A 14,733-nucleotide genomic window follows, 5' to 3' on the forward strand; every position below is an offset into this window, starting at 1 on the left:
TATAAAAAAAGCGGCTAAATAGCCGCTTTTTTACCAGTAAGCCTATATATTATTCAAAAAATAATGGGGCACGTTGTTTTTTACCAACTTCGTTCATCGTTGCTGCGTCGAACAAACGACCATTGATCATGGTGTAATCAATTTTGTCTGAATCACGAATGTTTTCCAGTGGGTCGCCATCAATAACCATTAAATCTGCCAGCTTACCAACCTCTAATGAGCCTACGTTTTTATCTAAACCTAGGTATTTAGCAGGATCCAGCGTTGATGCTCGAATAGCCTCAAGCGGCGTCATACCACCTTGGGCAAACATCCACATTTCCCAGTGCGCGCCTAAACCTTCACGCTGACCATGTGCTCCTAAATTAACCAGTACACCTAAATCTTGTAGTTCAGCTGCCACCCGCGCATTGTTAAAGTGGTTATAGTGATGATCGGGCGCTTTAACACGACGCATTGAGCGTGGTAGTAATTGGTTTTTAGGCACAAATTTGCTCAATCGAGGATGATTCCACACATCAGTTTTATCGTACCAGTAGTTTTCACCCCAAATACCGCCATAGGCAACCACCAAAGTAGGTGTATAACCTACATCACTTTGTGACCACAACTGCTTAATATCATCATAAATATGTTCAACCGGAATGGAATGCTCAACCCCTGTATGCCCATCAACCACCATACTCAAGTTATGTTGTAATAATGAGCCCCCCTCGGGTACGACCATCATTTCAAGTTCACGACCAGCCTCAATCACCTGCTGACGCTGCTCTCTGCGAGGTTGGTTATAAGACTTAACACTAAACGCCCCTACTTTTTTCAAGCGCTCTAAATGAAATTTAGCATCATCTAATGAATCAATATGCGAAGTATAACCAGGCATATTCGCGCCATATAAAATAGTACCAGTGGAGAAAATACGCGGGCCGACAATCATACCGGCTTTTTGCATTTCACTGGCAGTGAATATTTCAGTGGTGTCGTTTGATGGATCGTGGATGGTGGTAACACCCAGCGCAAGGCCTGCAAAATTTTTCCAGTTTTGTTGTGGGATAATTTCATCGCTTGCTTGTGAGCCATGCGCATGCGCATCAACCATACCAGGCATAATTGTTTTGCCTGTTACATCAACAACCTTAGCATTTTTTGGAATGCTAATATCTGCAGCAGAGCCAATAGCTTTGATATGCTTACCATCGGTAACAATAACGCCATTTTCAATGACCTTTTCGCCGTCCATGGTAATAATTTTTGCGCCAGTTAAGGCAATCATGCCTTCTGGTTCAGCCATTTTTTTACTAAAACCAATGTTAGTCCCGCTTTTGACTTTAACGTCTTGGTCATCGGCTTTATTAATAGCAAACATTCCCTCTAAACTGGCATGGTATAGCTCAGGGCCAAGTGTCCAATAGAGTTTATTGCTGTTGGCACTCCAGCTAATATTTTCACCGGCACGAACAGATAATTGCTCAATTGGAAATTGGCTGTCTTTAGGCCCAATATTAATGGTTTTACCACGCTCAACAAACGGTGTTACAAACACTTTAAAGCGCTCTGCAAATGCTAAGTACCCACCATCAGGTGAGACCCTAAATTCAGTGGCATGCTCTGATTCATAGAGTTTGCGCACTTTTTTACTTTCAAGCTCAACCACACTCAACGTCGGTTTAGGCCATGGGCTCATAATATAAACACGATCGTTGGCACTGCCAAACTGCGGTTGGTAGCCACTTTTAGAAATTAGTTCACTCTTACCGCCTTTAGCACTGACACTATAAACTCCTGGATGCAGTGACCATTTAGGATTTAAAATGCTGCCGCCGCTGGCTTTACGATATACCACTGTTTTGCCATCTGGACTAAAGGTAGGCTCTACATATTTACCCGGTTCGTCGGTAATCGTATCGCCGCGACCACTTCGAGCAGAAACAACGCGCACTGTGCCTTGTTCATTATCGTCCCACGTGGTGTAGACAATTTTTTTACCATCACGAGAGTACTGTGGAAATAACTCATAATGATCGGTTTGCTTAGTTAAACGTTTGATTTTTCCTGAGTCTAAATCGCGTTTATAAATATGACCCAGTGCTTCAAACAATGCTGTTTCACCATCTGGGCTAATTTGTACATTTCGCAGCATTTTTACATCAAATTCTTCAGTATCGATATTTTGAGTAAAACGCACTGCTTTTTGAATTTTTTTCGTGGTATCTACTTTGAATGCAATATCGCTGACAGATTTATCATCGACATTGAGTTTATGAATGGTGCCACCAGCCCAAAATACTAGCTCTTCGTTATTAGGTGTCCACGCAATTGTTGGGTATACCCCATGAATAGCCCACGTTTCTTGCATATCGCGCTCTAGCTTGTCATATAGCTTGGTATGCTCACCACTGGTTAAGTCGTATAAGTACAAGCTAGTTTGAAAGTCATCGCGCTTTATATAGGCAAGTTTTTTACCATCAGGTGACGGTGTCGGTCTTATTGCCCCACCCATACCACTAATAATCGTTTCTATTTCACCCGTTTCGCGATCATAACGCTTAATTTTATAAATACCCGCAACCGAGTCTTTTGAATAATGAAAGGTTTTACCTGGGGTTGCATCATGAGAAAAATAAACATAACGACCATCAGGTGAAAACATCGGCTCGCCTAAATCTTTTTGATCGTTTTCACGTTTAGTCAGTTGAACCCCTTTACCACCCGCTTTATGATAAAGCCAAACTTCACCCGCGCCTAAAGAGCGACTGGCGGTAAAGTGCTTACGCGCAACTAAATAATCGCCATCAGGGCTCCATGCCGGGCTATTAAGTAAACGAAACGTTTCATCCGTTACTGCGGTTTGGTTCTCGCCATTAACGTCCATAACCCAAATATTATCACCGCCACCTTGGTCTGAGGTAAAAGCAATGTGCTTGCCATCGGGGCTAAAACGCGGCTGCATTTGCCATGCGATATCTGAGGTGATTTGAGTGGCTTTACCACCACTCATTGGCATAGTGTAAATATCGCCCAGTAAGTCAAATACTAAGGTTTCTCCATCAGGGCTTATATCTATATTCATCCATGTGCCTTGCTCTACACTAATAGAAGCATCTACAAATTGCCCTTTTGGTGAATCAACTTGCCATTTTGTTTCATCTGTTTGCTCTGCGTGTACTTGGCCTAATGCCAATGAAACCGATAACGCAAGCGCTGTTTGCAGCATTTTTTTCATGCTTATCTCACTTATTATTGTTGCTGTGTGTTGCTCTATTACATGATTGCAACAAAAACGCTAGCAAGTTACCAGCGTAATAGGATGAAGTGCATAAAATTAATGCCAAACAATAGGGTCAAATTGATAAAAATCCACCAGCAGACGGTAAATCTCAGGGTCTTCACGGCGTAAATCCGCTGGTTTCTCTAAAAATGTTTCGGTGATCACCGCAAAAAATTCAGCTTCGTTTGTAGCTCCGTAACTATGAATAACATGTGGCATACTATAGGCTACGTGCGTTTTTAACTGCGAAAATGCTCGGCTAAATACCTTGCCCCATTGTTGATATTGGGCCTGCGATGACAGCAGTGGCGTGCCGGTGGTTTTACCGGTTTCTTGATCAAGTTGATGCGCAAACTCATGAAACACTAAATTGTGCCCGTCACTGGGTAAGCGGTTTCCCTCAAGTACATCATGCCAGCTTAGCACCAATGTGCCTCCAGGCTACGACTCACCTTGCCTTACGGTGTTATGAAAACTAACAAGTCCAGCGTTATCGCGACTTTCTTGAGGCGCGTAGTACGCACTGGGATAGAGTAAAATTTCTTTCACGTTTTTATACAAAGGCCAGGGTTTATTTAGTACCAGCAGGCAAGCATCGGCGGCAATAATGAGTTTCATTGCTTCAGTTAGTTGCAACCCATCACAGCCAACAAAGCGCTTTTCATTTAAAAACCACACAATATGAGATGCTAACTTGGCTCGATCTGCATCAGTCATTTTGTGATAGATTGGCATAGCCCGCAGTAACAGCGCATGCTGTTGTGGGCTTAAAGATAAATTACTGTATTTACGGTGCCACAGAGTATTTTGAATATCAGGCCAGCGCCAAAAAATAACGACAAACGCAAAAAGTAAGAAAATCAATAATCCGTTTACCATTTAATAGCCCAATAATTATCTATACAGTATTAATTGGTCCATAAAACTAGAATTCAATTATTTAACACTAAATAAAAAGCCACACATCTGTTAGAGCGTGGCCTTTACTTTAGCTAGTTGACTGTTTATTTGTAATCGTTCTAACGATACAGAGGCTGCCATGCACATGTACGATAGCCATATCGTTCAAAATAGAAACGATTACAGTTGGTATCATAATTACTTGAGCCAACATCTATGCGATGTTCACTTATATATTTATTATGCAGAGAAACCTGTTGCCCATTATACAATAAAGTAAAATGAACATGAGGACCTGATGATTGGCCGCCCTCACACAAGGCTTGATTATAATTATTGGCATAGCGACCTAACCATGCACCAGGTTGAACATAGTCACCATTGCTATATTGAAGGTTTGACATATGGTAGTAGTTGGTTGAATAGCCACTGGTGTGTGTAACTCGAATATTGCAGGAAGAAAAGCGAGTTACCGTTCCGCCATGTGCAGCTTGAACAAAGGGAGTATTAGCGCCCCAGCCACCAGAGCCATTGTTAAAATCAAGTGATGAGTATGGGTAGCCAGAGCCCGTATTTGAGTGAGCACCACCACTGTACCAATAGCCAGACGGCCATGGTAAATTCATTTCAAAACTAGCCGCTAAAAGTTGTTTTGCATTATTTTTATCTACACTATTCAATGAACGTTGCAATTGACTAGTGTGACTAGGAAATACACGGTCAAACGTAGCTAAAAACTCAGTCAAAGTCTGTCGATTATTTTTAGAGTTTGATGCCAGTTTATTACTATCTGCAAACAGACTTACTAGAGCCGCAGTTGCAGCTGTACTACTCGTAGTTTGGATTCCCTGATTTCGTTTTTTTAACTTATCTTGTGTCTCTTGCCACTGCTTATAAGCATAAAAGCGTTGGCTTAATTTCATCACTACGTCTTTTACTTGCGCATCAAAACCACGCTTGTCTGTTATACCAGCTAAAGGATTCTTAATATCAGCATTTGGGTTTGAAAGTAAGCCACTTTGTTGCTCTATCAGCGCTAAAATTACTTTTGGATTAATACTGGTATAACCTGCCCAGTGTAAAATGAGCTCTTTTTTATCTTTAACTGCTGACGCATGTAAAGAAAAAAGTTATCCCAATCTTCGTTTAATAATGAGTCATTGAACACAAATTGCGTATCATCAATAGTCAGCAAAGAGTTAAGCTTTAGTGATGCTAAAGACTGTTTAGTAAACAAAAAGTCATCGTGCTTATCGCCTTCTGCTAATACCACGGTTGAGGCTCCGAGAAGACTTGCGAATGTAATATTAATTATCTTGTTTTTCATCTTATATTCCTTAAGTAAAAAGCAAAAAAACCCTTACCGGGTACATAAGGTATAGCACCCAAGATAATATAAAGTTAATTTATATTACTTATGCTTACATATAATTACTTAATGAATTCACTTAACCTATACAAATAATAAAGAAGTTGAAATGATCTTTATGACATACTTTTTAATATGTGATGATAAAAGCTGTCGGAAAAAATGATTTAACACATTAAAAGCCACTCGTTTTGGATTTAAAGCTTGCTACAGCTAGACTTCATAGAAGATATGCACTCAACCCTATTTCGGCCGTTGTTTTTAGCTTTATACAAAGCTTGATCAGCACGAGATAATAACCGATCGTAATCATCGACGTTATCTGAGTCAGAAACACCAAAGCTCACGGTTACGCTAAGCCCTTGGGCAATAGACGAAAAATCTTTATTTTCGATTTCTTTGCGTAATTGTTCACATAATTGCTGTGCTTGCACAGTATTCATGCCAGGAAATACAAATGTAAATTCTTCACCGCCCCAACGAGCTACTTCTTGCTCGCCTTCACAATGCGCTTTAAGAATATTGGCGACTTCGCATATAACCTGATCGCCAATCAAATGAGACCAACTATCATTAATTCGTTTAAAGTGGTCAATATCCATAATAGCAATCGCAAGCGGGGTATTACGCGCTTTATAATCAGTAAAGTTGTCGGCCAGCCAACCATCAAATGCCCGTCGGTTAGGTAAGTCGGTGAGCTGATCATGGGTAGCTTGATAGGCAAAGGCACTTGCTTGTTCTTGCAATGCTTGGGTTTGCTTCACCACTCGGCTGGTTAACTCTTTTTCTACTTGCTTATAGCGATATAAGCGATAACGATATGCGCTGTATATAACAACAATAAAAATAAAAAACATGATTAGCTTAAAGCTAGTTTTTTGCCAAAAATGCGATTGAATTTCAAAATGAATCACTTTGTCATTTTGCTGCCAATCGGTATTAGGATAGGCAGAACGCACTGCAAATGAATATTTCCCCGCGGGTAAATTAGTATATTCGGCTGTCGAAATATGCAAACGATCAACCCATTCATCGTTAAAGCCTTTCATTTTTGTTTGGAAGTTTAATCGTTGCGGCATAATAAAACTCAAGCCCGCGTAATGGAACGACAGCCGTGAAACCCCTGGCGGCAAAATAAGCGTTTCACCATCAACAGGCAATAACATGGGTTTACCATCCACAGAAAAACTCTCAACAATAGTCGGTAACTGTATTTCAGTGGCTTCTTTTAACCGTGCGGGTTTAACCGTACTCACCCCTTTTGCAGTGGCAAACCAAATAGTACCATCTGAATGCGCTGTAGCCGAAGGCGTTGACCCCCCATTGGCTTGCGAACTGAGCATGCCATCGCCCTCATCATATAATTGAAAGGCTAGCGACTGGCTATTGCTTGTAGGTGTATCTAGTAGCTGATTAACCTGTTTATAATTAACTTCAATAATACCACGGTTACTTGATAGCCAAAGTGAATCTTTAAACGGCACAATTTGGAAAAGCTTATCGACCGGTAATCCTAACTCCCGCCCTAAAATAGCCATGTGGCCATTTGAATGTTGATAACGTAATAAACCTCTATCGGTCGCCATCCAAGTATATTTATCGTCAATATAAAAGCCAAACGCATACTTAGCCGAAAACGCTTTAGGGAACTGGATTGGTTGAAATTTATCCCTTTGGGTATTGTAAACCACTACGCCATTGCCAGTTCCTATCCAAACATTAGCATTCTTATCCTCACTCAAAGCTAGAATAAAACCACTCGGCAACTCTTTTTCATTAGTAAATTGGTCTAAGCTGCCGTCGGTATTAACCCGCGTTAACCCCATTGCTGAGCCTATCCATAAACGATTTTTTGAGTCAAAAAGTAACGAGCGTACTTCATTACTACCAAGGCCATTATCACGATTTAAGTAAGGTACAAGCTCGTTATTAACCACCTTCAACACACCTGAAGTGTATGTACCGACCCAAACATCACCTTGGCTTTGTTCAAGTAAGCTCAATACTGAATAAGGAGAGCCTTGCTTAGTGCCTTTAAGATGGGTAATTTTATTGTTTTGCAGCCGATCTAAGCCTGTACTCCCACCTATCCATAAACTGCCATCAGAATGTGACAGTACCGTGCGTACATAATCGCTAGATAAGCCTCGCTTTTTTCCCCACGATGAAAACGGGGCTTCTCTTAACCTAAATACACCCGCGTTGGTGCCTACCCAAATGCTGTTTTCTCTGTCTTGCAATAACGACAATATGCGGTTTGCAGGTAAGCCATTTTTAGCATCTAATTGTTCTATGCCATCAACACTAAGTCTAAATACCCCTTTATTAATAGTGCCAAACCATAAATCACCATGGTTATCTTCTAATAAACTAGAAATAGACTCAGCATTAAGCTGTGGATGGAGTGACTCAAACACATTGCCATTTAATACTCGCGCACCTCTTTCACTGCCAATAACAAGACGACCTTCACGAGTAATCAATAGAGTATATACCGGTGCATCTGGTAAACCATGATGTGGGGTCATTAATATAGGTGTGTAATTAACTATTTTATACAAGCCATCACTGGTTGCCGCCCATATAACCCCCTGCTTATCTTCAATTATTCTGTAAGCACTAACGTTTTGTATTATGGGGATATCCTGATTGCTATTAGCGGAGCGATAAAACACGCCATCATTTTCAAGTGCTAACCACAAATCCTCATTTTTACTTTTAAATACGTGATTAACCATTGCTTGGGCACTGGGTTGAGTGTCCCACTGTCGGTGCTGATATAAACTTATACCACCGCGTGAGCCAGCTATAAGTAAGCCGCCATCGGATGTAGGAGTAAGCGCTCGTATGCCTGAATCGGGCAAATCGGTAATTTCTGAACGGGTAAATAGTTTAAATTCTTGGCCGTTAAAGCGGGCAAGCCCTTCTCAAGTAGCCACCCATAAATAGCCATCTTGCGTTTGTGCAAGGCTATTAATGCTATTGTGAGGAAGACCCGAACGAGTGTTCCACGTTTCAAAAAAATAATCACGCAACGGCAGGCGAGTCTGTTGCTGAGCATCAACAGTAAAAATCACCAACAAGAAACATAAAATCACCAAGCGATTCATCAGATACAGCCTTTATAATTATTAGTTTTTATATTTGAGTAAATTCGAGGTGAAAGTTTAATTAAAAAACATCACTAATAAATAATAACATGATATTTACAACTTTTTCATTAAGTATTATCACTTAAACTATCAAATATATGTTGTAATTGTTGAACAAACTTAGCTACATGTAGTCCATCTAGTAACGCATGATGAACATCAATAGAGAGTGGCATTTCGCCTGTATCTGGTTCGTATTGGCCAAACACAAATTTAGGAATACCGCAGCTTTTCCCCTGGGTGAACGCATGCGAAAAGCTGCTAAAGTTTAACCAAGGTAAAACAGAAACGTGAATTAAATCAGCTTGCCCTTCAGTTGCGGTAAAGGCATCAGAAAACAGCGGGTTTAATTTTGCTTCATGACTTATCGCTTTTGCTTTATGAGCAAACTCATTTAACGAATTTTGCTGTTTAAAATAACTGAAGCGAAACGAGTCATCATCGGCAAGCTCGACAACACTCGCGCGCGTGGTGTTTAAATAATAAGGTTTTTGATTAACAATACGCAGCATCATCGGCTCATACTCATGACATGCTTTTAATAAGCAATAAACATAACCATGAAAAAAAGCACGATTAGTTTGTTTACACACGGAATATAGCTTTTTAGCATTGAGTTTTACACACACATTAAAATAAGGCTGTGTGAAGTTTTGAAACAATTCAAAATGTTGTTTGCGCGGCCACTGATCAAAATCAATAGCCCGAAGAGATAAATCGGCAGAAGACATAAAGTATACACAGAGCAAAAGTAAAATTTTACCCCGCTTTGCCTATATTCGCATTAATTAAAATGGTGCTTTGGGTGTAGTTATACCAAAGTCTTATATAGGCATAAAAAAAGGAGCGATATTCGCTCCTTAGTTGAACTAAATAAAAACTTAAAGTCCGTTTTCAATAATTTCTTGAGCAAGCTCATCAGCAATTAGATGCGTTGATTTTTGTTCTTTTTCACTACGGGTAAAGATTTCAGTTAATGTATCGAAAATCTTCTCTACGTGTTTATTAGACGCCTCTTTACTGTAACCTTCAGGTGCTGTTTCGTAATACACGTTAATAATACCGCCTGCATTTATTACATAATCTGGTGCGTATAAAATACCTTTTTCACGTAAAATTTCACCATGGCGTGACTCTGCAAGCTGATTATTTGCACAACCTGCAACAATAGTCGCTTTTAAGCGAGGGATTGTTGTGTCATTGATAGTTGCACCTAACGCACAAGGCGCATATACATCAACATCTAAGTCGTATATTTCATCAATACCAACCGCTGTTGCACCAAAATCGTTTACTACACGCTCAACTGCAGCTTGGTTAATATCGGTAACGAATAACTCTGCACCAGCTTCAGCCAAGTGTTTACATAAACCATAAGCCACTGCACCTAAACCTTGCACAGCCACTTTAATGCCTGAAAAATCTTGAATGCCGCGTTGATGATGAAGCGCTGCTTTCATACCTAAAAACGTGCCGTAAGCTGTAAATGGCGATGGATTACCACTTTTGCCTTCAAGGCCTAGCACGTAATTTGTTTCTTTGTTCATCAAAGCAACATCATCACACGTGATGTTTACGTCTTCTGCTGAGTAGTAACTGCCATTTAAACGCTCTAATTGACGACCAAATGCACGGAATAACTGTTCAGACTTGATCTCTTTTGCATTACCAATAATAACTGACTTACCACCACCAAATGGCAAGCGTGCCACAGCATTTTTATAGGTCATCCCTTTTGATAAGCGCAATACATCGTAAACTGCATCCTCATCGTTGGCATAATCCCACATTCTACAACCGCCTACAGCTGGGCCTAAGTTTGTGTTATGTACCGCAATAATGGCCTTTAAACCAGACGCTTTGTCTGAACAAAAAACCACTTGTTCATGGTTATCAAATTCAACTTGATTAAATACAACCACTTTAAATACTCCGAAAATAATGAGCCCTTTAGGGCAAGCACGCTACAAATTGACGAGACTTTATCACTTCAGTTAATGGTTCGCCACACTATGAGTAGATAAACCAAATAAGCCGCACTCAACAGAAAAATAAAACGATTTATTGCGATAAATAAGCATAAAAAATTCAACAATTATCATTTTATTAAGTATAAAAGCTAAAAATAGCATCACAGTTAGAGCTTACGCTTACGTGAACGTCACCTCGAAGTTATATGTAAACATAATCATACATCTCGAAAAAGAACACTACATCATAAAATACAATAGGTTATATAATAACTGTCTGCGCAGGACAAACTGGTCTGAGGTGTTTAAGTGTCTGCTAATTTTAAAAATAAAAAAAACGAGCACACGGTGCTCGCTTTTATGATTGCTTTTTAGACTTACTTCATTTTGCTGTCTAGTTCTTCAATTTTTGCTTTCCAAATTGCAGGACCTTGGGTGTGGGCATTTTCACCCTCGCTGTCAACGGCAACTGTTACTGGCATATCTTCTACTTCAAACTCGTAGATAGCTTCCATACCTAAATCTTCAAAGGCAACAACACGTGCTTTTTTAATTGCTTTAGATACTAGGTAAGCCGCACCACCCACAGCCATTAAATACACTGACTGATGCTTTTTAATAGACTCAACCGTTGCAGGGCCTCGTTCAGCTTTACCAATCATTCCCACGATGCCCGTTTTTTCTAACATCATGTCGGTAAATTTATCCATGCGAGTAGCCGTTGTCGGGCCAGCAGGACCTACTGCTTCATCGCCTACTGCATCCACAGGACCAACGTAGTAAATAAACTTGTTATCAAAATCAACACCTTCAGGTAAACCTTCTCCTGAGTTAATCATATCTTGCAGACGCTTATGAGCTGCATCTCGACCCGTTAAAATAGTACCTGAGAGTAAAACGGTTTCACCCATTTTCCATTCTTTAGTGTCTTCTTTAGTCAGGGTATCTAAATTAACACGGCGTGTGCCCTCACCGACTTCGAAAGTCACTTCTGGCCAATCTTCTAATTTAGGTGCTTTTAAATTCGCAGGGCCTGAACCATCAAGCGTAAAGTGTACGTGGCGCGTAGCAGCACAATTTGGGATCATAACCACTGGCTTTGAAGCCGCGTGAGTTGGCGCCGTTTTAATTTTAATGTCAACAACCGTGGTTAACCCACCAAGGCCTTGCGCACCAATACCTAATTTATTCGCACGTTCAAAAATTTCTAAACGCAGTTTTTCTTCTGTTGTTTCTGCGCCGCGCTCAATGAGTTCATGAATATCAACCGGATCCATTAATGACTCTTTCGCCATTACCGCTGCTTTTTCTGCCGTGCCACCAATACCTATGCCTAGCATGCCTGGTGGACACCAACCCGCACCCATTGTTGGTAGCGTTTTTTCAACCCATTCGGCCACATCGTCAGATGGGTTTAACATCACCATTTTACTTTTGTTCTCTGAACCACCCCCCTTAGCAGCCACCATCACTTCAACTTTATCGCCAGCAACTAAGTCAATGTGCACCACTGATGGCGTATTATCTTTAGTATTTTTACGTGTTCCCGCAGGGTCGGCAACAATCGATGCGCGCAATGGGTTATCTGGATTTAAGTACGCACGACGCGTCCCCTCATCAACCATTTGTTGTACTGTTAAATCGGTTTTATCCCAGTTAACATCCATACCTACTTTTACAAAACAGGTGATGATCCCGGTATCCTGACACAGCGGGCGCTTACCTTCTGCCGACATGCGCGAGTTAATTAAGATTTGCGCAATCGCATCTTTAGCGGCTTTGCTTTGCTCTTTGTTATACGCTTTTTCTAGCGCTTGAACAAAATCAAGAGGATGATAAAACGAGATGTATTGCAAGGCATCTTCAATGCTATCAATAAAGTCTTGCTGACGAATTGTACTCATAGTGGTTCCTTAAGTTGTTGTTACGCACGCTGCACGTAATCTTTATCAAACCCGTGACGGTGGTTCGAACTGTTTTCAACCACAGCGCTCACTAAACGCTGCCAAAAAAATTTGACTTATGATACCCTCCCAGCCCGTTTGGAGCCAGTTCTTAAAGGGGTAGTAAATGCTAAACAATAAAAAAAATTGTGTTGAATTAGCCATATCACAAAATTGTATAGAGGTATTTTCGCATTTTGCTCATTTGTCCTACGCTATTTTGCTAGATTCGGGTGATAGCGATCACACTAACAGTCGTTTTGACATTATAGCTATTGAGCCCCAAAGCACTCTGGAAGTTAAAAATAATCAAACTGTTTTTAATAACCAAGCGAGTGCTAAAAGCTGCTTTGAAAAAATGAACGATGAATTAGCAAAGCTTGATACAACAAAAGCCGCTCACAATTTACCCTTTAATGGTGGCTGGCTTGGTTATTTTGGTTATGACTTAGGCCGTACCATAGAGCAACTGCCAAGCAGTGCTTTAAACGATATTGATTTACCGCAGATGGCCGTTGGACTTTACCTTGATGCACTCATTTACGATAAACAACTGGATACTTGGTTTTATGTTTCGCAGCCAAATGTAGACCGCCTTTGGCTGTATCAGCAATATTTAACGCAACCACCTAAGCACGAAAGCTTTTCGCTTACATCACAGTGGCAGTCAAATATGAGTCAGAGGAGTTATAGCGAAAAATTTGCCGCGATTGAAGAATACTTAAAAAGTGGTGATTGTTATCAAATTAACTTAGCGCAACGTTTTAGTGCACGTTTTCAAGGTTCTCCTTGGACCGCTTATGTTAAATTAACGCAAGCTAATAAAGCCCCTTTTTCTAGTTTTGTTAATCATCCGCAAGGCGCTATTTTATCAATATCACCTGAGCGTTTTATTGCTGTGCATGACAACAAGGTAGAAACAAAACCTATTAAAGGCACGCTACCACGTAAAGCCGATGCTTTAGAAGATGCTAAACAAGCCACATTATTGGCAAACTCCACTAAAGACCGTGCTGAAAATGTAATGATAGTGGATCTGTTACGAAATGATTTAGGTAAAGTCGCAAAACCGGGCTCTGTAGTTGTACCCTCATTATTTGCTATTGAAAGTTTTCCAGCGGTACACCATTTGGTAAGTACGGTCACCTCAACCCTTGATGAAGGAAAAACGGCAGTCGATCAGCTTGAAGCCGCATTCCCTGGAGGCTCTATTACTGGCGCACCAAAAGTACGCGCCATGGAAATAATTGAAGAGCTTGAGCCGCACAGACGCAATATTTATTGTGGCTCTATTGGCTATATCAGCGCCTGCGGTAATATGGATACCAGTATTACCATTCGAACTTTAGTTACTCATCAACAACAAATACATTGCTGGGCTGGCGGTGGCATTGTTGCTGATTCAAAAGTCGAATTGGAATATCAAGAAACATACGATAAAGTAAATAAAATACTCCCTATATTAAATGAAGGTTGCTTTGAATAGTGAAACCATTTCGGCTCGTTTTCTATTAAACCGCAGTTTAGCCGTGGATCAGCTCAAAGATAATAAAAAAAAGCGCGCCAGTGCAGTGATGTTGCCTTTAATTGATATAGATAACGAAGCACATATTTTATTGTGTAAGCGACCAACCTATTTACATCATCACCCAGGAGAAATTTGCTTACCAGGTGGCAAGTTTGAAATTGATGATGTTAACTTGCGCACCACAGCGCTACGTGAATTACATGAGGAGCTAAACATTGCCCCGCATAATGTTCAGGTTTTAGGTCAGCTGCCGGAATACTCTACCCTTACTGGATTTACCATACGTCCTTTTGTGGGCTTGATTAAAAAAGAAACCGTATGGGAGAACGATCACAACGAAGTACAAGCCAGCTTTTTACTCTCTATAAAAGCGCTGAACAATGAAGCTAATTGGCAACCAATCCCCTTTGAACGTAATGGAAGAACCCTAACTTTAAATGGCTTCATCACTCCTCACGGGCTTTTGTGGGGAGCAACGGCCAGTATTATTAAAAACTTTACAAAGCAACTCGCCATACCAGTTTAAATCTTTGCTAATAAGGGTTACACACCTGCATTTCCACGTTATTATAGTCGACCGTTCAAAGAACAGCTTAATGCTGA

General features: G+C 40.6%; 9 protein-coding genes and 2 pseudogenes. 2 read left to right on the forward strand and 9 right to left on the reverse strand.

What is annotated here, in order from left to right; genetic code table 11:
- Positions 1-49 precede the first annotated feature (49 nt).
- From AC0L7Q_RS09450 to AC0L7Q_RS09490, 9 genes and pseudogenes are all read right to left on the reverse strand, one after another.
- On the reverse strand, positions 50-3,223 hold the full coding sequence (locus tag AC0L7Q_RS09450) for an amidohydrolase family protein (RefSeq protein WP_413402418.1): 3,174 nt from the start codon (positions 3,221-3,223) through the stop codon (positions 50-52).
- Positions 3,224-3,322: 99 nt separating this feature from the next.
- A pseudogene (locus AC0L7Q_RS09455) lies at positions 3,323-4,147 on the reverse strand (M90 family metallopeptidase).
- Positions 4,148-4,287: 140 nt separating this feature from the next.
- Positions 4,288-4,812, reverse strand: a pseudogene (locus AC0L7Q_RS09460) (elastinolytic metalloprotease pseudoalterin); the annotation flags it as partial.
- Positions 4,813-5,210: 398 nt separating this feature from the next.
- On the reverse strand, positions 5,211-5,495 hold the full coding sequence (locus AC0L7Q_RS09465; RefSeq protein ID WP_409423364.1) for a hypothetical protein: 285 nt from the start codon (positions 5,493-5,495) through the stop codon (positions 5,211-5,213).
- Positions 5,496-5,734: 239 nt separating this feature from the next.
- The gene (locus AC0L7Q_RS09470; RefSeq protein WP_409423365.1) at positions 5,735-8,401 is read right to left on the reverse strand and encodes a ligand-binding sensor domain-containing diguanylate cyclase; all 2,667 of its coding nucleotides are present in this window, start codon (positions 8,399-8,401) and stop codon (positions 5,735-5,737) included.
- A 63-nt stretch (positions 8,402-8,464) separates the two neighbouring features.
- A complete protein-coding gene (locus AC0L7Q_RS09475) occupies positions 8,465-8,647 on the reverse strand; it encodes a two-component regulator propeller domain-containing protein (protein ID WP_409423366.1) in 183 nt (60 codons plus the stop codon).
- Between the two features lie 110 nt (positions 8,648-8,757).
- Entirely contained in the window at positions 8,758-9,420 is a 663-nt protein-coding gene (locus tag AC0L7Q_RS09480) for a CatA-like O-acetyltransferase (RefSeq protein WP_409423367.1), read from the reverse strand.
- A gap of 150 nt (positions 9,421-9,570) precedes the next feature.
- Positions 9,571-10,611 (reverse strand): Leu/Phe/Val dehydrogenase, encoded by a 1,041-nt coding sequence (locus AC0L7Q_RS09485; protein WP_413402423.1) that lies wholly within the window; start codon positions 10,609-10,611, stop codon positions 9,571-9,573.
- Positions 10,612-11,036: 425 nt separating this feature from the next.
- The gene (locus tag AC0L7Q_RS09490) at positions 11,037-12,563 is read right to left on the reverse strand and encodes a fumarate hydratase (protein WP_010388533.1); all 1,527 of its coding nucleotides are present in this window, start codon (positions 12,561-12,563) and stop codon (positions 11,037-11,039) included.
- A 166-nt stretch (positions 12,564-12,729) separates the two neighbouring features.
- Here AC0L7Q_RS09490 and pabB point away from each other — a divergent pair, with 166 nt between their 5' ends.
- Both pabB and AC0L7Q_RS09500 read left to right on the forward strand, forming a co-directional pair.
- Positions 12,730-14,088, forward strand: coding sequence for an aminodeoxychorismate synthase component I (pabB, locus tag AC0L7Q_RS09495; RefSeq protein ID WP_413402426.1), 1,359 nt, complete (start codon positions 12,730-12,732; stop codon positions 14,086-14,088).
- Complete coding sequence (locus AC0L7Q_RS09500; protein ID WP_413402428.1) at positions 14,081-14,656, forward strand: NUDIX hydrolase; 576 nt, start codon at positions 14,081-14,083, stop codon at positions 14,654-14,656. Before pabB ends, AC0L7Q_RS09500 begins: the two co-directional genes overlap by 8 nt.
- Positions 14,657-14,733 lie beyond the last annotated feature (77 nt).

This window comes from Pseudoalteromonas sp. KJ63-1 (assembly GCF_055808145.1).